Origin of the sequence: Enterococcus sp. UD-01, assembly GCF_044909655.1 — a bacterium.
Classification (GTDB): Bacteria; Bacillota; Bacilli; order Lactobacillales; family Enterococcaceae; genus Enterococcus_L.
The window spans coordinates 138,300-160,653 of record NZ_JBIYEU010000002.1 but is presented as its reverse complement, the minus strand read 5'-3'; the positions used below and the strand labels follow the sequence as shown (position 1 = coordinate 160,653).

Annotated in this window: 23 protein-coding genes; 6 read left to right on the top strand and 17 right to left on the bottom strand. The window is 39.0% G+C overall.

Annotated features, from left to right (window positions below; all coding sequences use genetic code 11):
- Positions 1–11 precede the first annotated feature (11 nt).
- The 3 genes from macP to ABH902_RS03125 form a co-directional block, all read right to left on the bottom strand.
- Positions 12–308 carry a cell wall synthase accessory phosphoprotein MacP gene (gene macP, locus ABH902_RS03135; protein WP_404589133.1) on the bottom strand — a complete coding sequence of 99 codons (297 nt, stop codon included), beginning with the start codon at positions 306–308 and terminating at the stop codon, positions 12–14.
- Entirely contained in the window at positions 305–886 is a 582-nt protein-coding gene (locus ABH902_RS03130; RefSeq protein WP_404589131.1) for an NUDIX hydrolase, read from the bottom strand. Before ABH902_RS03130 ends, macP begins: the two co-directional genes overlap by 4 nt.
- A 226-nt stretch (positions 887–1,112) precedes the next feature.
- A complete protein-coding gene (locus ABH902_RS03125; protein ID WP_404589129.1) occupies positions 1,113–1,802 on the bottom strand; it encodes a hypothetical protein in 690 nt (229 codons plus the stop codon).
- A 269-nt stretch (positions 1,803–2,071) separates the two neighbouring features.
- Here ABH902_RS03125 and ABH902_RS03120 point away from each other — a divergent pair, with 269 nt between their 5' ends.
- Positions 2,072–2,728 carry a 5-bromo-4-chloroindolyl phosphate hydrolysis family protein gene (locus tag ABH902_RS03120; protein WP_404589127.1) on the top strand — a complete coding sequence of 219 codons (657 nt, stop codon included), beginning with the start codon at positions 2,072–2,074 and terminating at the stop codon, positions 2,726–2,728.
- A 134-nt stretch (positions 2,729–2,862) separates the two neighbouring features.
- Positions 2,863–4,050: a toxic anion resistance protein gene (locus tag ABH902_RS03115; RefSeq protein ID WP_404589125.1), complete on the top strand. Its 1,188-nt coding sequence runs from the start codon at positions 2,863–2,865 to the stop codon at positions 4,048–4,050.
- Positions 4,051–4,110: 60 nt separating this feature from the next.
- Here ABH902_RS03115 and ABH902_RS03110 read toward each other — a convergent pair whose 3' ends face one another.
- Positions 4,111–4,644 carry a biotin transporter BioY gene (locus ABH902_RS03110; RefSeq protein ID WP_404589123.1) on the bottom strand — a complete coding sequence of 178 codons (534 nt, stop codon included), beginning with the start codon at positions 4,642–4,644 and terminating at the stop codon, positions 4,111–4,113.
- A 222-nt stretch (positions 4,645–4,866) separates the two neighbouring features.
- Here ABH902_RS03110 and ABH902_RS03105 point away from each other — a divergent pair, with 222 nt between their 5' ends.
- Both ABH902_RS03105 and ABH902_RS03100 read left to right on the top strand, forming a co-directional pair.
- Positions 4,867–5,688: an NUDIX domain-containing protein gene (locus tag ABH902_RS03105; RefSeq protein WP_404589121.1), complete on the top strand. Its 822-nt coding sequence runs from the start codon at positions 4,867–4,869 to the stop codon at positions 5,686–5,688.
- Positions 5,689–5,705: 17 nt separating this feature from the next.
- Positions 5,706–6,221: a GNAT family N-acetyltransferase gene (locus tag ABH902_RS03100; RefSeq protein ID WP_404589119.1), complete on the top strand. Its 516-nt coding sequence runs from the start codon at positions 5,706–5,708 to the stop codon at positions 6,219–6,221.
- A gap of 53 nt (positions 6,222–6,274) precedes the next feature.
- Here the strand turns inward: ABH902_RS03100 and ABH902_RS03095 are convergent, their stop codons facing one another.
- The 8 genes from ABH902_RS03095 to ABH902_RS03060 all read right to left on the bottom strand — a co-directional run bounded on the left by ABH902_RS03095 (position 6,275) and on the right by ABH902_RS03060 (position 16,908).
- The gene (locus tag ABH902_RS03095; RefSeq protein ID WP_404589202.1) at positions 6,275–6,670 is read right to left on the bottom strand and encodes a VOC family protein; all 396 of its coding nucleotides are present in this window, start codon (positions 6,668–6,670) and stop codon (positions 6,275–6,277) included.
- Between the two features lie 179 nt (positions 6,671–6,849).
- Positions 6,850–8,718, bottom strand: a complete 1,869-nt coding sequence (locus ABH902_RS03090; protein ID WP_404589117.1) for an acyltransferase family protein — start codon at positions 8,716–8,718, stop codon at positions 6,850–6,852.
- 367 nt (positions 8,719–9,085) lie between these two features.
- Positions 9,086–10,339, bottom strand: a complete 1,254-nt coding sequence (ilvA, locus tag ABH902_RS03085; RefSeq protein WP_404589115.1) for a threonine ammonia-lyase IlvA — start codon at positions 10,337–10,339, stop codon at positions 9,086–9,088.
- 665 nt (positions 10,340–11,004) lie between these two features.
- Positions 11,005–12,000, bottom strand: a complete 996-nt coding sequence (gene ilvC / locus ABH902_RS03080) for a ketol-acid reductoisomerase (RefSeq protein WP_404589113.1) — start codon at positions 11,998–12,000, stop codon at positions 11,005–11,007.
- A 55-nt stretch (positions 12,001–12,055) separates the two neighbouring features.
- Positions 12,056–12,538: an acetolactate synthase small subunit gene (gene ilvN, locus ABH902_RS03075; RefSeq protein ID WP_404589111.1), complete on the bottom strand. Its 483-nt coding sequence runs from the start codon at positions 12,536–12,538 to the stop codon at positions 12,056–12,058.
- On the bottom strand, positions 12,539–14,233 hold the full coding sequence (ilvB, locus tag ABH902_RS03070) for a biosynthetic-type acetolactate synthase large subunit (RefSeq protein ID WP_404589109.1): 1,695 nt from the start codon (positions 14,231–14,233) through the stop codon (positions 12,539–12,541).
- A gap of 12 nt (positions 14,234–14,245) precedes the next feature.
- On the bottom strand, positions 14,246–15,937 hold the full coding sequence (gene ilvD / locus ABH902_RS03065; RefSeq protein WP_404589107.1) for a dihydroxy-acid dehydratase: 1,692 nt from the start codon (positions 15,935–15,937) through the stop codon (positions 14,246–14,248).
- 455 nt (positions 15,938–16,392) lie between these two features.
- Entirely contained in the window at positions 16,393–16,908 is a 516-nt protein-coding gene (locus tag ABH902_RS03060) for a hypothetical protein (RefSeq protein WP_404589105.1), read from the bottom strand.
- A gap of 247 nt (positions 16,909–17,155) precedes the next feature.
- Between ABH902_RS03060 and clpP the strand changes: the two genes are divergently transcribed.
- Together clpP and ABH902_RS03050 are read left to right on the top strand one after the other, a co-directional pair.
- On the top strand, positions 17,156–17,749 hold the full coding sequence (gene clpP / locus ABH902_RS03055; RefSeq protein WP_404589103.1) for an ATP-dependent Clp endopeptidase proteolytic subunit ClpP: 594 nt from the start codon (positions 17,156–17,158) through the stop codon (positions 17,747–17,749).
- A 108-nt stretch (positions 17,750–17,857) separates the two neighbouring features.
- A complete protein-coding gene (locus ABH902_RS03050; protein ID WP_404589102.1) occupies positions 17,858–18,379 on the top strand; it encodes a thioredoxin domain-containing protein in 522 nt (173 codons plus the stop codon).
- Positions 18,380–18,423: 44 nt separating this feature from the next.
- Here the strand turns inward: ABH902_RS03050 and whiA are convergent, their stop codons facing one another.
- From whiA to ABH902_RS03025, 5 genes are all read right to left on the bottom strand, one after another.
- Positions 18,424–19,359 carry a DNA-binding protein WhiA gene (whiA, locus tag ABH902_RS03045; protein ID WP_404589100.1) on the bottom strand — a complete coding sequence of 312 codons (936 nt, stop codon included), beginning with the start codon at positions 19,357–19,359 and terminating at the stop codon, positions 18,424–18,426.
- A 24-nt stretch (positions 19,360–19,383) separates the two neighbouring features.
- On the bottom strand, positions 19,384–20,382 hold the full coding sequence (gene yvcK, locus ABH902_RS03040) for a uridine diphosphate-N-acetylglucosamine-binding protein YvcK (protein ID WP_404589098.1): 999 nt from the start codon (positions 20,380–20,382) through the stop codon (positions 19,384–19,386).
- Positions 20,379–21,263, bottom strand: a complete 885-nt coding sequence (rapZ, locus tag ABH902_RS03035; RefSeq protein ID WP_404589097.1) for an RNase adapter RapZ — start codon at positions 21,261–21,263, stop codon at positions 20,379–20,381. The genes yvcK and rapZ overlap by 4 nt, the downstream gene beginning before the upstream one ends.
- 204 nt (positions 21,264–21,467) lie before the next feature.
- A complete protein-coding gene (locus tag ABH902_RS03030) occupies positions 21,468–21,866 on the bottom strand; it encodes a hypothetical protein (RefSeq protein WP_404589095.1) in 399 nt (132 codons plus the stop codon).
- A gap of 114 nt (positions 21,867–21,980) precedes the next feature.
- Positions 21,981–22,187, bottom strand: a complete 207-nt coding sequence (locus ABH902_RS03025) for a hypothetical protein (protein WP_404589093.1) — start codon at positions 22,185–22,187, stop codon at positions 21,981–21,983.
- Between the last annotated feature and the right edge of the window lie 167 nt (positions 22,188–22,354).

Sequence of the window (22,354 nt, the reverse complement as noted above, 5' to 3'; positions counted from 1 at the left end):
TTTCCTCTTTTCTATAGATTCAAAACAATAAAAATTACAATTGCCAGTAAAATCGCCACCACAATAATTGCTTTAGTCAGTGTATGGCTGCGTTCGCGAATTCTACTTTGCTCCGCTGAACGTGACTTCGTAATTTCTTTTTGTTTTTTGCGCTCTTTTCGATAGAAACTTGAAATTTCTTTTTCTTTCTTTCGGTACTCTTTATCAGCTGCTTTTTGCTCTAATTCCAGTTGTTTTTGAGCTTGCTTTTCAGCCTCTTCACGACGTTTACGTAAGTTTGCCCGAGTAACCAGCGGACCTTTACTCATTCCTTATCCTCCTTAGCTGCTTTTAACTGCTGCAGCTCCCAGTACTGTACCGCAAAAATCGTTTTTGCATCACAGATCAAACCGCTAGCGATGGCTGCTTTGGCTTCATCGAGTGTAACCTTATGTAATTCTAATACCTCATCATCATCTTGCGGACGAGGATTTGGAACCTTTGCCAATTGCTGCGCAAAATAAATATGCAATAATTCATCCGCAAAGCCAGGCGAAACATACATAGAAGCAACATAAGAAAATTGTCCTGCCTGTAAGCCTGTTTCTTCTTCCAATTCTCTTTTAGCCGCTGCTTCCGGCTGATCATGTTCTCCGGGATCAATTTTACCAGCTGGAATTTCTAAGATTACTTTTTCCATAGGCTTTCTGAATTGCTTAATCATAATCATCTGATTGTCATTAGTAATCGGAATAACTGCTACCGCTCCCGGGTGAAAAACCAGCTCCCTAGAAGCCGTTCCACCGTTTGGTAATTGCACTTCATCTACAACAACTTCAATGATTTGACCTTTGAATATCTCTTTTCTGGAAATTGTTTTTTCTTCAAAATCCTCAAAATTCATCATACAGTTCACCAATCTTTCTATGAATATAATACAATAATCTTTGTCATTTCGCACTTATATTTCCGGATTGTGAAGATTTTCTTAACGACCCTGCCTTTCATAAAGAGCTGTTCAATGATTACTAAACTTTTTTTGCGCTGAACCAGCCTGACTGTTTATTGTTCCTATCGCAGCATAAGCTTAAAGCAAACATTGTAAATTGTTCGCTTCAAGCTTATGCATTACTTTATTCCGGAATTTCAACTAATGATTTCATCAATTTTATTAATTCAGCTTCATTCTTTTGCTTATCACTGTTTAAAGTCCAGCTTATACACTGTAAGTAATGATCGCTGCCTTCCATCAGGTCATAAATATAATAAACTTCTACGTTGTCTTTTTTGGCCGTAAAGGTTCTGCGTTCACCTGTTAGAGTGTTATAATTAACCTCTTCTGTTTTCTCATCGGAAATTTCTCCCAAATCAGAAAGATCAATCGTATTTTTGAAGCTCTCAAAATCTTCAAAATCGTCTTTCGATTGACTAAGAACCATGTAATAGGCTTGTTTCGCTTCATTTTTCAAGCTTACGTCTGCATTGTCACTCAATTCTTTTGCTGCAGTTTTTTTCCAGCCGGAGGTTAAATTCACTTTGAAATTACCGTTTTTTGTTTTGACAACTTCTAACTTTCCTTTTGATTCATCCGTTTTTTCTTTGGTTTGCTCTGTTTCTTTAGTACTTTCAGCTTTTGTTTCACTCGTCGTGCTTTCTAAGGGCTCGTAAAATTCATCATTTCCATAAGAGGTTGATTCCTCTACTGTGGAACTTGGTTCATCTATGTATACGTCTTCTATCTCATCATCAACAACCTCACGTTTCGAGCATCCAGTGAGCACCAAACCCAAGAATAACAGAGTAATGACCTTCTTATTTTTCACGCTGTTTCTCCTTTTATTCTTTTTATTTTCTACTATTATAACGCACGATCCACTTTTTTTCTCACCTTTCTTTCAATTTTTTTTAAATGAACGTTATCAGCACCGTCTACATCGCAAGTAGGAAAAATTCACTGATTTTACTCGATAATTCTTATAATTTTGCTAAATCTTAAAATCAACCTTTGGACTGATATTCTTTCTGGGTGAGATTGTGCTAAAATACCTATATAGCAGAAGTGACTTTCGATGACTGATTGGAGGGAATATAAATGAAAATTGGCAATACAATTAAAATAATTGCATGCATCGTTTTAGGGGTTTTCTTTTTAACCTGTTTAATGCACACTAAATTTGTCGCTGCAGTATTTTTCGCTGTTCTTTTGGTTGTTCTTTTCTTTACTGGTTCAAAAAGAACAACCAAAGAAGAGCAGCTGCCTGTTCTTACAAAAACAAAAGAAGAACATTACACCCAGCTGGGAATGTCGGAACAAGAGATTACTTTTTTCCGTGATACCATGAATACTGCGAAAAAACAAATTGTTCAACTACAAAAAAATATGAATGCCTCTACTAAGCTACGTGCAATTGACTTGCGTAACGATACTCTGCGTGTATCAAAAGCGATGTTCAAAGAATTAGTAAAAGAACCGAAAAAACTGCACTTGGCGAATCACTTTCTTTACACACATTTGCCGAACTTAGTTGATTTAACTGGTAAATATTTAGAAATCAATGACCACGAAATTAAAAACAAGCAAACATATGAAAAACTAGAAGAAAGCTCTCAAGTAATTGATCAAGTCTCAAAATTGATTAAAAAAGACTATGAACAATTTGTGGCTGATGATTTAGAGGACTTGGATGTTGAGATATCCGTTGCCAAAAACAGCTTAAAAAGAGATAATGAACCAAAAGAGGATGCTTAAGAACTTTCTCATTTAAAATGGTTGTCAGCAAAATAGGTCAAGCATGTGAAAAGTAGTGAGCTTACAGCATGTTTGCCTATTTTCTATTAAGTATTTATTCTTCGAGCAGCTTTTAAAATAATGGAGGAATTTTTATGGAAGATAAAGTAAAAGACATTACCCCGGTAAATGATACCTTAGACGATTTATTAAATAATCCGTTTGCGACACCGGTTGATTCGTTGACGGCCACTCAGCAAAGTGAAATTTCTGCGCTGCAGGAACAGCAAAAAGCCGATCGTTTAGTCGATAAGCTACCTGAAGACCGTCAGGCTCAAGCAAGAGAATTAGCTGCAAAAATTGACACTCAAGATGCTCAAGCGGTAATTACCTATGGATCTGCTGCCCAAACTAAACTAAGTGAATTTTCCCAATCCATGTTAAATCACGTACAGGCACAGGATATCGGTCCCGTTGGTGATTCTTTAACTGATTTAATGTATCGCCTGAACGAAGCCAACCCAGATGAACTACGTGCCGGTGAAGGAAATATTTTTCAAAAGATGTTTGGTAAAGTAAAACAATCCATTTACGAAATCACGGCCAAGTATCAAAAAATCGGCGCACAAATTGACAAAATTGCGGTCAAACTGGAAAAAGAAAAAAATGGGCTATTAAAAGACAACCTTATGCTTGAACAGTTATATAATAAGAACAAAGATTATTTTGATGCGCTGAATATTTATATTGCCGCCGGCGAACTAAAAATGGAAGAAATGCAGACAATTACGATTCCTGAAGCGATGAAAAAAGCTGAAGAAACCGGTGACCAGATGGACGTTCAAATCGCCAATGACTATACTCAATTTTTAGATCGTTTGGATAAACGAACCCATGACCTGCGTTTAGCACGTCAAATTACTATTCAGCAAGCACCGCAAATTCGTTTAATTCAAAATACTAATCAAGCTTTGGCAGAAAAAATTCAAGCGTCCATCAATACAGCCATTCCGCTTTGGAAAAACCAAGTGGTCATTGCGCTAACTCTTTTACGTCAAAAGGATGCTGTTACCGCGCAACGACAAGTTTCTGAAACAACCAATGATCTTCTTAAGAAGAATTCTGAAATGCTGAAAATTTCAGCTATTGAAACAGCGAAAGAAAATGAACGCGGTATTGTTGATATCGAAACCTTACAAAAAACGCAAAATGACTTGGTTGAAACCATCCAAGAAACCTTGCGTATTCAACAAGAAGGAAAAGAAAAACGCCGTGCTGCTGAAATTGAGCTGGGACATATGGAAGAAGATTTAAAGAACAAATTATTAGAATTAACGCAATAAAAGAAAAAGCAGGTTCAAGAGTAATGGTTACTTTTGAGCCTGCTCTTTGTTTTAATTGACCTAGGTTAACATTTTGGATAGACGTTGGGCAATGAGCGCTGCTACAAATGCCTTAATAGCGTCTCCCGGAATAAAAGCCAAACTACCCGTCAAGCTTTGTAAAAGCCCTACTCCTGACAGTACGCTGACACCTATAGCACCACAAATATCTATAAATAAGGCTCCAAATACAAAGGTAATAATAAAACCGTACCCTAAATGTTGATTTTTCACATTAAACTTTTCACTCACCCAGCCAATGAGAAAGACCGAAAATGGATAAGCATAAATATAGCCCGCAGTAATATTAAAAAACACCGCCAGTCCTCCCCGACCGCCGGCTAAAATCGGCAAGCCTAGGGCGACCAATAGTAAAAAGAGCAGTACAGCAATTGTTCCATTTTTCTTTCCGAGCAATAAACCGCACAGCATAATGCCTGCGTTTTGAATGACAATCGGTACCGGCAAAAGACTAATCGGAATTGGCGGAAAAAAACCTAAAACAATAATAATACTAACCATAAGGGCAATTCGGGTGATTTCTTTTGTTTTCAATACTTCCACTCCACATCTAATTTTTTTCGTTGTTATCAATTAAAATACAATTTATCAAGGAGTTTGTCAACCTGAAAATAAAACAAGTTAACCAAAAGAACAATCCACTCTTTTCTTCAATAGATTTTTTTTAGTAAATGAAGTATTAGGTTGTTTTTCTAGCTTATAATGATACAATAAAGTAAAAATTACTTTTATCTATACAAGAGAGGATGAATCACTTTGCGCCATTTTAATTCTAAGGAAGCAGAAAAGCAGTATTATGAACAAGAAGCAAGTGAAGCCGACTTTTTAAACTGGTATCATCAACAAGAACTTCCTGAATATGAAAAGCCTTCTCTCACGGTAGATATTGTTTTGATGTGTTATAACAAAGAAGAAGATCAGCTAAAAATTCTATTAATTAAAAGAAAAGGCCATCCCTATAGAAATTCCTGGGCCCTACCTGGCGGCTTCGTTAATCGAAATGAATCCACAGGAGAAAGTGTGTTACGTGAAACCAAAGAAGAAACTGGCGTAATTATTTCTAAGGACAATATTGAACAGCTCCATAGCTTTAGTCGTCCAGATCGCGATCCACGCGGCTGGGTCGTTACAGTGAGCTACTTGGCTTTTATTGGGGAAGAGCCTTTAATTGCTGGAGATGACGCGAAGGAAGTACGCTGGGTTACAATGGAACGGAAAGCAGACACGCTCTTTTTGACCAATGGTGAAGTAGAAATTATTTTAGACTTAAAAACCAAACAATCGACTGGCAAAGATACGCTGGCCTTTGACCACAGTGAAATTATTTTAAAGGCCTTCAACCGCGTAGCTAATAAGATGGAGCATGATCCTCAAGTCCTCCAAGTCCTAGGCAAAGATTTTACCATTACTGAAGCACGTAAAGTGTTTGCAAAATTTTCTGGCGTTGATTATAAGACAATTGACCATTCTAATTTTAAAAAGGCAATGCTGCAGCACTTCGAAGAAATTGGAGAACGGCCTGTTGGAATTGGGCGACCATCAAAAATTTATCAGTTAAAACCTGAAAACCATCAATAATATGAAAGGCTGATTGTATGGCTACCTACTTAAAAAAAGCGGAACAGTGTGATTTAACAGCAATCATGGCGATTATTACTGAAGCACGGCTGCTGCTGCAGGATAATCAGGTGCCTCAATGGCAAAACGGTGAAGGCCCCAGCGAAACTGTGATCAAACAAGATATTCGGCTCGGGCGCTGCTACGTGTTGGTTCATGAGGAATCAATTGTCGGCTTAGGTGTAATATCCACAGAAAGCGAGCCACCTTATGAAGCGTTAAATAGCTGGCAAGTCACTTCGAACTCTTATGCAGTCTTTCACCGCATAGCACTTGGTTCGGCCTTTCAAGGGCAAGGCTTAGCTGTACTCTTAATAAACCAGCTGCTCACTGCCGCCCGACTGGCAAATCATCTCGATATTCGGATTGATACACATCCGAAAAATAAAGCCATGCAGCGGCTGATTAAAAAGACTGGCTTTTCTTTTCAAGGAGAAATTTTATTACCGGTTCCTGACGGCGAACGCTATGCTTATCAATTGATTTTAAAATAAACAGCGGTAGCATCTGCTTACGCTGTTTATTTTTTTTTATGCACTTGCTCTTTTTAAATAATTAAACTATCTCTGAATTCGATAATTGTTCCTTCCGGGGCTTTTATTTTAAACAACGCTCCGCCCTCTACGTAATAAATTGCTTTATTTTGTTTCTTTAAAAAATGGGCGCCCTGCTTTTCCAGCTTCTGCTGTAGTTGCTGCAAGTCCTCCACATAAAAACAAATATGAGCAAGCCCCTCTGTTTCTTTGTTAAAAGAAGCGAGCTGCTGCGTTTGCTTGCCAGTTTGCAGTTCTATGTATAAATCATCATGCTGAAGCCAAGTATTATACTGACGCTCATGAAAATTTTTCGTCTCATTAACTAATTTAAAGCCTAGAAGCTCTTGATAAAAAGTAAGACTCTTTTCATAATCATTGGTTTGAATACAAAAGTGATGCACTATCATGTTCACTTCTCTCCTCCTTTTTTATTGTTATTATACACTAAAAAAGAATCAAGAAGAACGCCCTTCATTAAGCGTTGCCCCTGATTCTTTATCAGTGAAATCAATTGTCGAAAATCCAACCTACATTTTATCAAACAGCAAGAATGAACTGTCTCTTTACACGTCTGTTCCTTAAAGAATTATTTTACTAACTGCTTTGCAATAAAGCTTGAATACTTCACTTGACCGTCTACATTAGGATGAACGCGATCATCGTAAAACCATTCGTCGTGAGCATTACTGTAGTCATACCAATTAATGACTGTTAAGTTCTTATACTTCTTCTTCATATTCTCCAACATGCTGTTCACTTCATTTTGCCAGCGCCTTGTTGGAACTCGAACATTGATCCAAAACACTTTGCGCTTTGAACCGATTGCCGCCATAAACTCATCAAATTGAGCCTCTGTAAATGATCCATTTGTTCCTAAACCTACCAAAACATTATCTTTTAAAAGTTTATCTTTGTTTAATTTTTCAATTATAGGTGAGCTTGTATAAAGCTGTCTGCCGACCTCGCCATCTACGATCATTTTAGGAAAAATTTCCTGTAAACCGGCGGCGGCATCCAAAATTACTGAATCACCAAATGCTGTAATTTCCATCGATTGCGCTTTTTTGTTTTCTGCTGGCGTCAAGTCAAAGTTCGCTTCCGGTGCGGTAGTTGACTGATTGGTTGACTCAACAGTTTTTCCTTCGTTTTTCGCTTTTTCAGCTGCTTTTCGTTCGTCGGCTTTTTTCTTATTTTCTTCAATACTTTTTTGTAATTGCTGTTGTTGAGCGGTTACTTCATTGGAGGGTGCAACAGCTAAGGCATAAAGCGCAAAGCAGGATAACACGACGCCAACGACTGCGGTTATTTTATTAGCGTTCAGCCATGGCTTTTTCAGGAAATCTTTTATTGCCAGCCAAGTATATTTGTAGTAAAACTTTCCCAATGGTTTTTCAATAAAACGATAAGAAAGTTCGCTGATTCCCAAAATCAAAGCAAGTTCAATAATCGAATGCAATAAGACATAGTCGCTCAGATTAGTAATTTTTGCTTCGTAAAAGATCATCACTGGAAATTGATAAAGATAAATGCCATAACTTCTTTTACCGATCCAAGTGAAAACCGGATTGGTCAACCAGCGATTCAGATCAGCGCCAGGATGAGCAGTTACGGCGACCAGTAAAGTAGCAAAAATACTAACCAAAAAGATACCACCATAATAAACAAATGAGTAATGATCAGCTAAAAAGAGAAAGCTGAGCAAAAGAATCACTAATGAGCCAAGACCCACGCCGTTCAGCAAATTTTTTGCTTTTAGCGGTATCTCACTTTTTAAACGGGAGCTTGGCCATACAAATGCCAGACCTGCACCCATTAATATAGAAAACAGACGCGTATCCGTTCCATAATAAACTCTGGTCGGGTCAGCGCCCGGTGTATAAAGAGCTGCCATTAAAAGAGCTGAAATAACCGTGCCACCCATGACCAAGCCAAAGATTTTGCCGCTGTTTTTGACGTAACGTTTCAGTAAAATAAAAAGTAAAGGCCAAATCAAGTAGTTCTGTGCTTCCACTGCCAACGACCAAATGTGGGTAAACGGCGACTGGGAAGTGAATCGATCAAAATAAGAAAAGCCTCGGAAAATCTGCCACCAGTTATTATAATACAAAACACTACTGGCAACTTCACTGCGTAAATTGTTCAATAAATCTCTTTGAAAAAGTCCAATGTAAGCCGATGCGATCACCAGCATAGCGATCAAGCCTGGATAAAGACGTTTCATTCGACGAATATAAAAGCCTTTGATGTCAATTGTTTCATTTTGAAGCCATTCTTGCCTCAATAAATCGGTAATTAAATATCCGGAAACTGCAAAAAAAATGGGAACGCCAAGATAGCCCCCGCGCATTATGTTAGGAAATAGGTGATAGAAAATGACGCCGATCACAGCAATTGTCCGAATTCCGTCAAATCCGGTGATGTAGCGGCGATTTTCCAACCTTTTTTTATTATTCATTTATATTCCAACTTTACTAATATTCTAATGTTTATGTTTCGAGTAAATTTTGAACAAAGAAATCATGACTTATAAATGTTCGAGGATAGAAAAATGAAAATAACTGACCGAAAAAAGGTGGTCATTTGAAGTGAAAAAATTTCTATCTGGCTCATGTTCTTTGACAGTCGTAGTTGTTGTTTGACTGATTTAATGTAGTAAATTAAATATACGTTCTTTCCGCTCAAATGGCAAGAACTCTCTCTTCAATTTTTTACATTTTAAGCAAATTTAAGATAATTTTATACAAAAAAAATCGAGGAACTGCTAAAAAATATTTTCTTAGCAAGCTACTCGATATTTTTATTTTTTTGGTTGAAAAATTATATTAAACCAATAAAGCATATAACGAAGGATTTTGACTTAAATCAATATAATTTGGATCGAAAGTTGCAATTTTTTTCAGTAAGTTAGGTAGCTCTTGCCTTTCTTTTAATAAAATTCCCAAAATTACCGGTCCAGTCCCACGATTAACTTTTTTTGTATATTCAAATCGGGTAATATCATCATCCGGCCCCAAAATATCCGTTACAAATTCTCTCAGTGCGCCGGGGCGTTGTGGAAAATTGATGACAAAGTAATGCTTTAAGCCTTCGAAAATCAAGGAACGCTCTTCAATTTCTTCCATGCGATTAATATCATTATTACCGCCGCTGATAATACAAACCACATTTTTGCCTTTGATTTCTTCTTTCATTTGTTCTAAAGCAGAAACACTTAATGCCCCTGCAGGCTCCACTACAATTGCTTGCTTAGTGTATAAATCCAAAATCGTTGTACAGACCTGACCTTCATCCACTGCCAGCAGCTGATCGACATATTCCGTTGCATGCGCATAGTTAAGCTCCCCTACCTGCTTTACTGCAGCACCGTCTACGAATTTTTCAATTTTCTCCAGCATTACTGGCGCTCCTTCTTTAAAAGCTGCCTGCATGGATTGTGCGCCTAAAGGTTCAACGCCAACTACCTTAGTATTCGGACTTTGATTTTTTGTATAGGCAGCCACGCCGCTGATTAAGCCGCCTCCGCCAATCGCTGAGAACAGATAATCCACTTGAAATTGCCCACGTGCTTCCTGAAAAATTTCTACCGCTACAGTTCCTTGACCTGCCATGATATCCAGATCATTAAACGGATCTATAAAAGCCTGCTGTTGGTTTTGAGCAAATTCTTTTGCCGCTTTGGCGGAGGCATCAAAGGTATCGCCAATTAATTGAACCGTTACCTGCTCGCCGCCAAAAAACTTCACCTGCGACACTTTTTGCTGTGGAGTCGTCGTCGGCATAAAAATAGTGGCCGGCACTTTCATTTCGTGACAAGTGTAGGCAACTCCCTGCGCATGATTGCCAGCACTAGCGCAAACTACACCGTTTTTTAGAACTTCCGGCGCCGTTTGCTTAATAGCATAATACGCGCCTCTTAATTTAAATGAACGAACCTTCTGTAAATCTTCCCGTTTTAAATACACATTGCACTGATATTTTTGCGATAATTGCAAATCATATTGTAAAGGTGTTTTTGTCACCACCTCTTTTAATACGTCATACGCTTCATCAATTTTTTCTTTCGTCAGTTTTAACAAATGCTTCCCACCTTTCACTGAAACTGCTGTTGCGATTTATATAGTGAGGCTGGGACAGAAGCGTTAAACTCCGAGAACCAAGAGAAGGTACGTTCGTCATCGAATCACTTCACTCTTCGTGGTTGTCAGCACCAAGTAGGTACTGTCAAGCATCGAATCACTTCACTCTTCGTGGTTGTCAGCACCAAGTAGGTACTGTCAAACATCGAATCGCTTTACTCTTCGTGGTTGTCAGCACCAAGTAGGTACTGTCAAGCATCGAATCGTTTTACTCTTCGTGGTTGTCAGCACCAAGTAGGTACTGATAAGCATCGAATCACTTCACTCTTCGTGGTTGTCAGCAATTTCGGCTTATTTCCGAAGGCCTTCAATTCTTAGTGCTTTAGCACTTAGAGATTGATGTGATCGACGCGCAGCTAGAGTTGCTTCTGCTTCCGCCGTTTATTCGTACTTAGAGCGTGAAGCAAAAGTGTTATTTACTTTTGTCTCACGCTCACTACTTACGAATAAACGGTGGCCGAAAGTCAGGTTCTTCGGCAATTTTATAAAAGCCGATCAATATAAAAAGCATATTGGTCGTCTTTTACTCCACTTGCTCGAACCTAAACGACTTTTGGCTCAACCTCCTTTTCAGCACTCATCTATCTTTGTGATTGAGACTTGATTTAGTCTTCTCTTGAAACAAATGGCATCATTTTACGTAATTCCGCACCGACTTTTTCAATTGGATGTCCAGCGTTGTCTTTGCGCATTTGCTTGAATTCTTTAAAGCCGTTTTTATTGTCATCGATAAAGCCTTTGGCAAATTTACCATTTTGAATATCCGTTAAGACCTCTTTCATATTCGCTTTTGTTTCGGCTGTAACCACACGCGGTCCTGAAACATAATCGCCATATTCCGCAGTATTTGAGATTGAATTGCGCATTTTCTCAAAACCTCCTTCATAAATTAGATCTACGATTAGTTTTAATTCATGACAAACTTCAAAGTAAGCCAATTCCGGCTGATAACCGGCTTCTGTCAAGGTTTCAAAGCCTGCTTCGATTAAGCTGGTTAAGCCACCGCACAAGACAGCCTGCTCGCCGAACAAATCTGTTTCTGTTTCTTCTTTAAAGGTTGTTTCCAATACGCCTACACGTGTTGCGCCAATCCCTTTTGCATAGGACAACGCTACATTGCTGGCATTACCAGTAGCATCCTGATAAATACCAAAGAGTGCCGGTACCGCAAAGCCTTCAGTAAAGGTACGACGTACAAGGTGTCCTGGCCCTTTAGGAGCAACTAAGAAAACATCCACATCTTTTGGTGGCTTGATTACATCAAAATGGATATTGAACCCATGTCCAAAGGCTAAAGCATTGCCGGCTTCCAAATTTGGTGCAATTTCGTTATCATAAAGCGTCCCTTGAATTTCATCCGGCGCTAAAATCATAACGATATCTGCTTTTTTAGATGCTTCTGCTACTGTAAATACGTCGAAACCGTCATTGCGGGCGGCTTCCGCGGATTTTCCTTCACGAATCCCAATGATGACTTGATTGCCATTGTCCCGCAAGTTTTGCGCATGTGCGTGCCCCTGCGATCCATAACCGATAACTGCAACTGTTTTCCCTTCCAAATGATTTTTTTCTACTGAGTTGTCATAATATACTTTTGCCATGAATAAAAACCTCCAATTTTTTTATGCTTATAAGCGATTGCTTTAAGACCTGTTTTTAGTTGTTGCCTCTTGTAAATCCTGTAACGCCGGTTCTTGCCAGCTGTTTGATGCCATAAGGAGCGACGACATCCACAAATGCACTAATTTTTTCGCTCGTGCCGGTCACTTGAATGACGACTGTTTTGCTGCCGACATCGATGACATTGGCTCTAAAAGGATCAATCACAGAAAATAGCTCAGCCCGAACAGCAGCCGGAGCGTTTACCTTGACTAGCGCCAGCTCTCTTTCTAAGTGTGGCTCATCTGTAATATCAGATACCTTAATCACGTCGATTTGTTTATTTAACTGCTTGGTTACCTGTTCACTTTCGTTTAAGTCTGCGACTTGCACAATGACAGTTATTCTGGAAACATGCTCATGCTCAGTCGGACCGACAGAAATACTGTCAATGTTGACCTGCCGTCTAGTTAACACGCCGCTAAAGCGATTTAAAACACCGGAATTATTATTGACTGTTGCTGTAATGATTCGTCTCATTTACTCCACCCCCAGCATCTGATAATTTGGCTTACCGGCCGGAACCATTGGCAATACGTGTTCTGACGGAGAAACCATTACCTCAATCAGGACAGAGTCTTCTTCTTTAAAAGCCTCTGTCAGATCTGCTTCCACAGTAGCTGGGTTAGAAAGTCGAACCCCTTTAATGTGATACGCTTCCGCCATTTTAACAAAATCCGGCTGTGTTGCGAAAACTGATTCTGAACAACGACCGTTAAAAAAGCTTTCCTGCCATTGACGAACCATTCCTAATGACTGATTATTCAAAATAACGATTTTGATGGGAATATTATAGTGATTTAAAATAGCTAATTCTTGATTCGTCATTTGGAAGCCGCCGTCGCCTACAAACAAAACAACTTCTTTATCCGGACAACCCAGCTTTGCACCAATCGCGGCCGGTACGCCGTAGCCCATGGTTCCCAGACCGCCGCTGGTTACCAGTTGATTGGCATTTTTAAACGGATAAAATTGTGCCGTCCACATTTGGTGCTGTCCTACATCGGTTGCGACAATCGCCTCACCATTCGTTAGTTGACCAATAAATTCAATGACCTTTTGCGGTTTGATTTCTGCTTGCTGTTCTTTATCGTATTTAAATGGATGACGATTCTTCCGCGCTGCATTAAGCTTTTTCCAATCCGTTGTATCTGTGCAGGTAATATTGGTTTTCAACATTTCCTTTAAGGTTTCTTTGGCATCCGCCACAATCGGAATTTGGGTATCGATAATTTTACCGATTTCGGCCGGATCAATATCGATATGAGCAATTTTCGCATTCGGAGCAAATTCCTGCGGTGCACTCGCTAGACGATCATCAAAGCGAGAGCCAATATTTATTAGCAAATCACAATCCGTTAAAGCCATATTTGCCGCAAAAGAACCATGCATTCCTCCCATGCCTAAAAAAAGTTCATTTTCAGTTGGTACTGCCCCTAAACCCAAGAGTGAGCTAAGTGCGGGAATTTCATATTTATTGATCAATTCATTTAATTCCTGAGTAGCATCTGCATGCAGGACACCTGCACCTATTAGAAGCAGCGGTTTTTTAGCTTGTGCCAAAGCCTGCATCAGCTTTTTAACCTGCAGCTTATTTGGTTTAATCGTCGGCTGATAGCTAGGCAAATGCAGCTTTACTTCCTCTTTTACTTCTGCTTCTTTAATTGTAATATCTTTTGGTAAATCGATAACCACAGGTCCTTTGCGGCCGGTTGTTGCAATGTGAAAGGCTTCTGCGATAATTCGCGGCAAGTCACTGGTACTGCGAACCTGATAATTATTTTTTGTGATCGGCATTGTCAGTCCTACTACATCTGCTTCTTGAAATGCATCCTTGCCAATCCCATCTGTTATTACTTGTCCAGTGAAAATGACTAACGGCACCGAATCACTCATTGCATCTGCTATTCCGGTTAAAATATTAGTTGCACCCGGACCGCTGGTTACGATAACTACGCCTGGTTTGCCGGTTGCTTTGGCATATCCCTCCGCTGCATGAACAGCCCCTTGCTCATGTCTAGTCAAAATATGTTTAATTTCGCCATCGTAAAGCGCATCATAAAGTGGAAGCACAGCACCACCGGGATAACCAAACACCAAATCAACCTCTTGCTTCAATAATGCATCAATCAAAATTCTTGAGCCATTTTTTACCTTTTTTTGCTGTTTTATCACAAGCTTCCCTCCTTAATCTAACAAATCTTCAGGAATCTGCATGATTCCCCCTGTATGTGCAGACGTTACCAATGCCGTATAACGCGCCAAGTATCCTGTTTTTACTTTCGCTTTAAACTTGGGCAGCTGGTCTCTTCTTTTTGCTAATTCTTCTTCTGTTACGTGCAGTTCCAATGTTCGATTCGTCAAATCAATCTCAATTTCATCACCGTCTTGAACCAACGCAATGGGTCCGCCAGCAGCTGCTTCCGGTGAAATATGCCCAACAGCAATGCCTCGAGTCGCCCCTGAAAAACGGCCGTCAGTAATCAGTGCCACATCTTTTCCTAAGCCTCTGCCGACAATACTTGAGGTAGGTGCCAGCATTTCCGGCATGCCTGGACCGCCTTTAGGTCCTTCATAACGAATAACGACCACATGCCCTTTTTTAACTGTATGGTCATCGATCGCTGCTACAGCTTCATCATGTGAGCTAAAGCAAATCGCTTTTCCAACGAATTTCTTGATGGAAGGATCAACTCCGCCAACTTTAATGACGCTGCCTTTCGGGGCGATGTTACCGTAAAGAATAGATAAACCGCCAACTGGACTGTAGGGGTTTTCCTTAGGATGAATGACCTCCGGATTCTTAATGACCGCATCCTGTACGTTTTCACGAATCGTTTTGCCGGTAACCGTGATCCGATCCGGATGAATCGCATCACCTAAATCCACCAGCTCTTTCATAATTGCCGGCACACCGCCAGCTTCATGAACATCGTGCATGGAGTAAGCAGAAGATGGAGCAATTTTGGATAGATATGGAACACGTTTAGCAATTTCATTGACTTCTTCCAAGTTATAGTCAATTTCCGCTTCATTTGCAATCGCCAAAGTATGTAAAACCGTATTTGTCGAACCGCCCATTGCCATATCTAAAGCAAAGGCATCATCAATCGCTTCTTTAGTAACAATGTCTCTTGGCTTGATTTGCTTTTTCACTAAGTCCATTAAATGGAAGGCCGATTTTCTAACCAGTTCTTTTCGTTCTTCAGAAACAGCTAGAATTGTCCCGTTACCCGGCAGTGCTAGACCTAAAACCTCCATCAAGCAATTCATTGAATTCGCCGTAAACATCCCTGCACAAGAACCACAAGTTGGACAGGCATTTTGTTCCATGAAGTTAAACTCTTCTTCGGTCATTTTGCCTTCTTTAAAGGTGCCAACTGCTTCAAACATGGAAGAAAGAGTCGTGGTATGCCCTCTTGGATCAACACCGGCTTTCATTGGACCGCCTGAGCAAAAAATCGCTGGAACATTTGTCCGAACACTAGCCATCAGCATTCCGGGAGTGATTTTGTCGCAGTTTGGAATGTAAAAAACACCGTCAAACCAGTGAGCGTTAATGACTGTTTCTGCTGCATCAGCAATAATTTCTCTGCTGGGTAAAGAATAGCGCATTCCAATATGACCCATAGCAATCCCGTCATCTACGCCAATCGTATTAAACTCAAAAGGAATACCGCCTGCTTCTCTGATTGCTTCCTTGGCAACATCCGCCAGCTCTCTTAAATGGACATGCCCCGGAACAATATCAATATACGAATTACAAATTGCGATAAAAGGCTTATCCATATCCTTTGCATTTTTTACTTGCCCAGTTGCATACAGTAAACTTCTGGCCGGTGCCGCTTCAATTCCTTTTTTTATTTGGTCACTACGCATGTTCATCCACTCCATTTTCGTCATTTTCAGAAAAAATTGTACGTTATTTTCTAAGATAATTTTTCCCTTGGCTATTTCTTTACTAAAGTTTTCTACAAAAAAAGCATCCCATCAATAAATGGGATGCTTTAGTAAGAATCCCATTTACCAAAGACAAACAGGACTCAAACATCTGCGAAAAATCTCAGTGTTCTAAGTCCTATACGATAAAATAATGACTAATACATGATCGTTTATCTTCTTCATGGCAATGGTCTCCTCGTCAAAAATCTATAAAAGATTAAAATAGCATGTGATATTCAAAAGCTTTTGTTAACTATAAACCTAAAAAATGAGAATGTCAATAAAATTTAATAAAAAAGTTCAGAAAATTCAAAAAATAGAGTACAGAAGAATTGGGCTCTATTAATATAAAAAACTGTGTATGCTCAAAATGAGTTTACACAGTTTTGATTTTATCCTTTTTGGAAGTAATACAATGGTTTGTTGGACAAGCGTTTCATTTGACTTTTTTTATCTTCAATCGTCGTAAGCAGCTCTTCTGAAAAGTTTTCTAAAATAGCTCTGCCGCCTTTATACGTGCTGCCCCCCATAGCAATCACTTCATCAGGAGTCAAAATAACTTTTCGATGGGCAATTTTTTTAAAGAATTCTTCCACCAGAAATGTTGGTAAGTAAAAATTATTTTGTGCCGAAAATGATTCTAGATAAATAAAATCATCAATGCTAATATAACAATCATCCATTGAAATAAAATTTACTGATTTATCTACATAAATATCTCTTTTTTGTAAAATTTCATTGATCTTCTTATTTAATAAATTCAATGTTTCGATCTCTTTTACGTAATGTTCCAACTCACGATACTGGACGGCTTTGCGCTCTTCATAAGAGACACGTAAAGCAACTGCTACAGACACAATCGCTGCACCAATCAGTACACCTGTCATTCCTGCAATAAAAACAAACATTCTGCATTCCTCACTCCATTCAATTCTTTATTTAGTATAACACAGTCACGTCTGTGAACGAAAGAAAAACAAAAATGAAAAAGATACTTTTACACAACTAGCTCTTTCTGATAAGCTGTTTCTTCTGCATCGCTTTTTGGTGCATTGAAGTTGACCTTTTTTGACCAATGAAGTATACTTTTTTTAAGCAATCCCATTTGCTTTGTGATAAAATGATTTAAGAGCTTTTATATAGGAGGAATATACTATGAATTTAATACCAACAGTCATTGAACAGTCATCTCGTGGAGAAAGAGCTTATGACATTTATTCACGTTTATTAAAAGATAGAATTATCATGTTAAGCGGACCAATCGACGATAACGTCGCTAACTCAGTGATTGCTCAATTATTATTTTTGGATGCACAGGACTCTGAAAAAGACATTTACATTTACATTAACTCACCAGGCGGCAGCGTTTCTGCTGGTTTAGCAATTTTTGATACAATGAATTTTGTGAAAGCCGACGTGCAAACGATCGTTTTAGGAATGGCAGCTTCAATGGGCAGCTTCTTATTAACAGCCGGTCAAAAAGGCAAACGCTTCGCTTTACCGAACGCTGAAATCATGATCCACCAACCACTTGGCGGAGCTCAAGGTCAAGCAACGGAGATTGAAATTGCAGCCAAACATATCTTAGACACACGTGATCGCTTGAACAAGATTCTCGCTGAACGCACAGGCCAACCCTTAGAAGTCATTGAACGTGATACAGATCGCGACAACTTCATGACTGCGCAACAAGCGAAAGAATATGGCTTAATCGATGAAGTTATGGAAAACAGCAGCTCTTTAAGCTAATAAAAACAACAAGTGCCTAAATTTCTTAGCGAATTTAGGCATTTTTATTTAAACTTAAGGCAAAAAGGTCTAAACTAATATTAAAAGAAGTGAAAGGAAGGTTTATAAATGGATATTTCAGTTATTGATGCTCAAAAAGTAACAACTAAAAATGGATTAAACAGCGGCAGTGACGAGGCACCCATTAAAATGGTGGAATTTATGAATGTGCGCTGCCCTTACTGCAAAAAATGGTTTGAAGACTCTTTTGAGCTTTTAAACGATTATGTCAAAGCTGGTAAAGTGCAACGGATCATCAAGCTTTTTGACAAGGAAAAAGAAAGCTTACAACGCGGAAATGTCATGCACCACCATATTAATTATGATTTACCCGAAAAAGCTTTAACAGATCTAAAACAAATGTATGATACTCAAAATGAATGGGGCGATCTTTCTCTAGAGGATGTCGCAGTCTACGCTGAAGATAATTTACAACTTCCAGAAAAAGGTGATGCAGCTGTCAGCCAAGCAATTATTGCAGAAGCACAGGCTGCAAACATTAGATTCGTTCCAACAATTGTGATTGGCGAACACATTTTTGACGAATCAGTTACTAAAGAAGAACTTATCAGTTATTTAGAAGGTAAATAAAAAAATTCTTGGAAGCTCGAGTAGGGCTTCCAAGAATTTTTTTATTAAGCACTTTTCTCGCGCAGCTTATCAGCAAATTCATTGATTTTGCGAATACGGTGGTTTATACCAGATTTTGAAATAGCTCCGGAAGGAATCATCTCTCCAAGTTCTTTCAAACTAACTTCCGGATACTCCAAGCGCAGCTCGGCAATTTCCTGTAATTTTTCCGGCAAAGCAGTCAGTCCTACCGTTCGTTCAATATACTGAATATTTTCAATCTGTCTGGAGGCTGCATCAATTGTTTTATTCAAATTTGCTGTTTCACAGTTCACAAGCCGATTAACCGAATTCCGCATATCACGAACAATCCGTACGTCTTCAAACTTCAACATAGAATTTGTGGCGCCAATCAGAGTTAAAAAGTCCGCGATACGTTCAGCGCCCTTCAGATAAGAAATATAGCCGTTGCGCCGTTCCAAGGTTCTGGCATTCAAATCATAATAATTAAGCATTCGGCAAATATCCTCATTATGCTCTTCATAAATAGAAAAAATCTCTAAATGATAGCGGCTAGTTTCCGGATTATTCACTGACCCGGAAGCCATAAACGCTCCTCTTAAATAAGAACGCATCTTTTGCGCATTCCCCATAATATCGTCCGACACTTGCGTATTAAAAACCAGATTATCCAAAATATCTAAATCCGCCAGCACATCTTTGGTTCCTTGTTTTAAACGAACGATATACACGTTATTCTTCTTCAGCTTCATTTTTTTGCGCACCAGCAATTCCGCTCGAACGTCATAATGATCTTTCAAAAGTGAATAAATACGTCTGGCAATGGCGGCATTTTCAGTCTGCACATTGAGTACAAATTGCTGATTCACAATACTTAAAGAGCCGTTCATCCGAATCAAAGCGGCCAACTCTGCTCTTGCATGCTCACGATGAACCTCCAAGGTGGTCAGCTCTTTTTTTACGTCTGAGGCAAAAGACATTTTGCCTCCCCCTTTCTAAAAAACCTAATACTTCGCACCAAAAACAATCCGAAAGAGCTCATCGACGACTTTATCTCCGTCGTGAAAAACGCCGCCATCTCTCAGCTTTAAAAAGTCCGTCGAAATAACGCGGCAGCCCTCATCCCTCAGCTTTTGGAAATCATGCTCCACTTGTACAAGGTATTCGTCATAAATCTCCGGATCCATGTAGCCCTCCGGCACCTTTTCCGTATTAACTAAAACCGTATCAACAAATTTATTCTTTAAATGCTCATGCAGTACACAAACATGATCGGCATCACTAAAATGCTCGGTTTCCCCTTTTTGCGTCATAATATTACAAATATAAACGACCTCACCAGTCGCATTGATGATCGCTTCGCCGATTTCACTGATGACCAGATTCGGCAAAATACTGGTAAACATACTTCCCGGTCCTAATACAATCATATCTGCTTCTTCAATCGCTTTAACTACTTTGCGGGCCGCTTTCGGCTGTTCTTCATCATTAGTATTAGTCACAAAAACATGATCGATCGTTTTACGGTCAACTGCGATATTTGATTCACCGACTGCAACAGTGCCGTCTTTGAAAACAGCATGCAGCGTTAAAGGTCTTTCAGAAGAAGGATAGATATGCCCGTCCACATGCATCATTTTTGACAAGAGCTGAATCGCTTCATATGTACTGCCGCGCATTTCTGAAACAGCGGCAATAATTAAATTACCGATGGCATGATTGGCAAAATATTTATCATTTTTGTTGAAACGATATTGAAAAATATCCTCATAGAGCTGCGGCATATCCGAAAGCGCCACAAGAACATTTCTTAAATCGCCCGGCGGAGTCATATTCATGGACTCTCGAATAGCGCCGCTGCTGCCGCCATCGTCAGCCACGGTTACAACAGCAGTGATTTCAGCACTTTGATTGCGCAAACTTTTTAAAATAACAGGTAAACCCGTTCCTCCGCCGACTACGACAATTTTAGGCTTGCGAATGCGGTAAGTTTTCATCTTCATGAACGGTTCACCGTCTCTTTCCGCTTTCCTTTATCGCGATGTGTGATATTGACATGGTAATCTTTTTTCAGCTCGTTACCAACACGCTCTGTCAAGGCAACTGAACGATGCTGACCGCCAGTACAGCCGATGGCAATCGTTACGCTGGATTTTCCTTCTTTTTCATAGCCGGGCATGACATTTTTCAGCAAATCAATAAAGCGGGTATAAAAGGCCTCCGTTTCAGGAAAGCTCATTACATAATCATACACCGACTGATCCTGTCCAGTTAGAGGTTTCAGCTCTGGAATGTAATGCGGGTTTGGTAAAAAGCGTACATCCATCACGATATCCGCATCAATCGGCAAGCCGTATTTAAAGCCGAAAGACACCATTTCAACACGAAATTCGTGAGTATCCCTTGTTTTAAACTCTTCATTAATTCGTTCTCTTAATTGTCTAGGCGATAACCTCGTTGTATCGATGACAACCTGAGCATCCCCTTTAATTTCTTCTAAAATCGCACGTTCCTTACGAATCCCTTCGGTAATTAAACCGTCCATTGCTAAAGGATGCGCTCGTCGTGTTTCCTTATAACGTGAAACTAATTCTTCGTCGGTTGCATCTAAAAACATGATTGTAGTATCTATTAAATTCGTATTTTCTAATTCAACTAGCATATCTTGAATTTCCCGGAAAAATGTTCTTGAACGCAAATCAATGACTAAAGCAATTTTTGTGACTTTGCCGGACTCTTTAATTAGTTCCCAAAATTTAGGAATTAAACTTGGCGGCATATTATCAATACAAAAATATCCCATATCTTCAAAACTTTGAATAGCTACAGTTTTACCTGCTCCGCTCATTCCAGTAATGATAACTAATTGTAAATTATCAACCATAGTATAGCGCTCCTTTTTACACATTTTATTTATTATAACATTCCGGGCGTATCAAAGAAAGCTTTTAAAATACTTCTTATTTTTTCCATAAAAAAAGGATCGCAATCCTGCAGAAAAGATTACATGATCCTTAATTGACAATTATAATAAACGACGTTACTTCCTCGTATTCATTTATTTTGAGTTATCTTCTACTTCAAAGGCTCACATCGTTCCGATTGAAACCTTCATTTGCTGAGATTTTTCAATAATAATAACTTTTAAAGAGGTTGCTTGCTTATTCGCAAGCTCACTTAATATCCCTTGTGCCTGTTTTTGACTTTCTTTAAATCGTTGGGCGATTTTTGAAGCTTCTGTTTCCGTATACCCCAATTTTTTCCAAACGTTTGCCTGTGTTAAAGCCTGCTGCATATTCTCTATATTTTGTACGTCTAAGGGAATATCTGTCGCCTCCTGCAATTCTGTTTTTGATAGACTTGAGATCTTGCGGCTTGTTCCAAACGTAATTGTTTTTGTTGGTATAAGCTCCTTAATAGCAAATGAAACAAGTCCAACTACTAAAATTATCCCTATGACCAGTAGCGCTTTTTTATTATTTTTCATAAGATCCTTTTCTTCCTTTTTGGTAGTTAGCTCATTGTATAACATTGGGGCTCGATTGTAAATAACAGCTGTCGGGCGTTGATTTAACAAAAAAAGAGCCGCAGCTCTTTAAAATTAGGCATCTTCAATTACATTTAAATAATCCAAATTTAAAATTGGATCATCACTCTGAATACTTGAGCGATCAGAAGGGTGGCACTTAATGACTCTTACTTGGACATTTTTCTCTTTTTTGGAAATTGCTTCTCCGACAAAAAACCACGAAAAGTTCGAACCATGACAAACATAATGGGTGCCAATTTTAACTTCTCTTTTTTCCATAAAAAATCATTCCTCCAGATTCTTTTCGTAGGTATAGGATAGCATGATTTTTATTAAATAAATATTAAATACGACTAAATAAATTTATTTTTATCGTTTTTTTCAGATATTCTTAATAAAAACTACCAAAAAAGCACAATTACATTCACAATTCATTTTATTTTTTC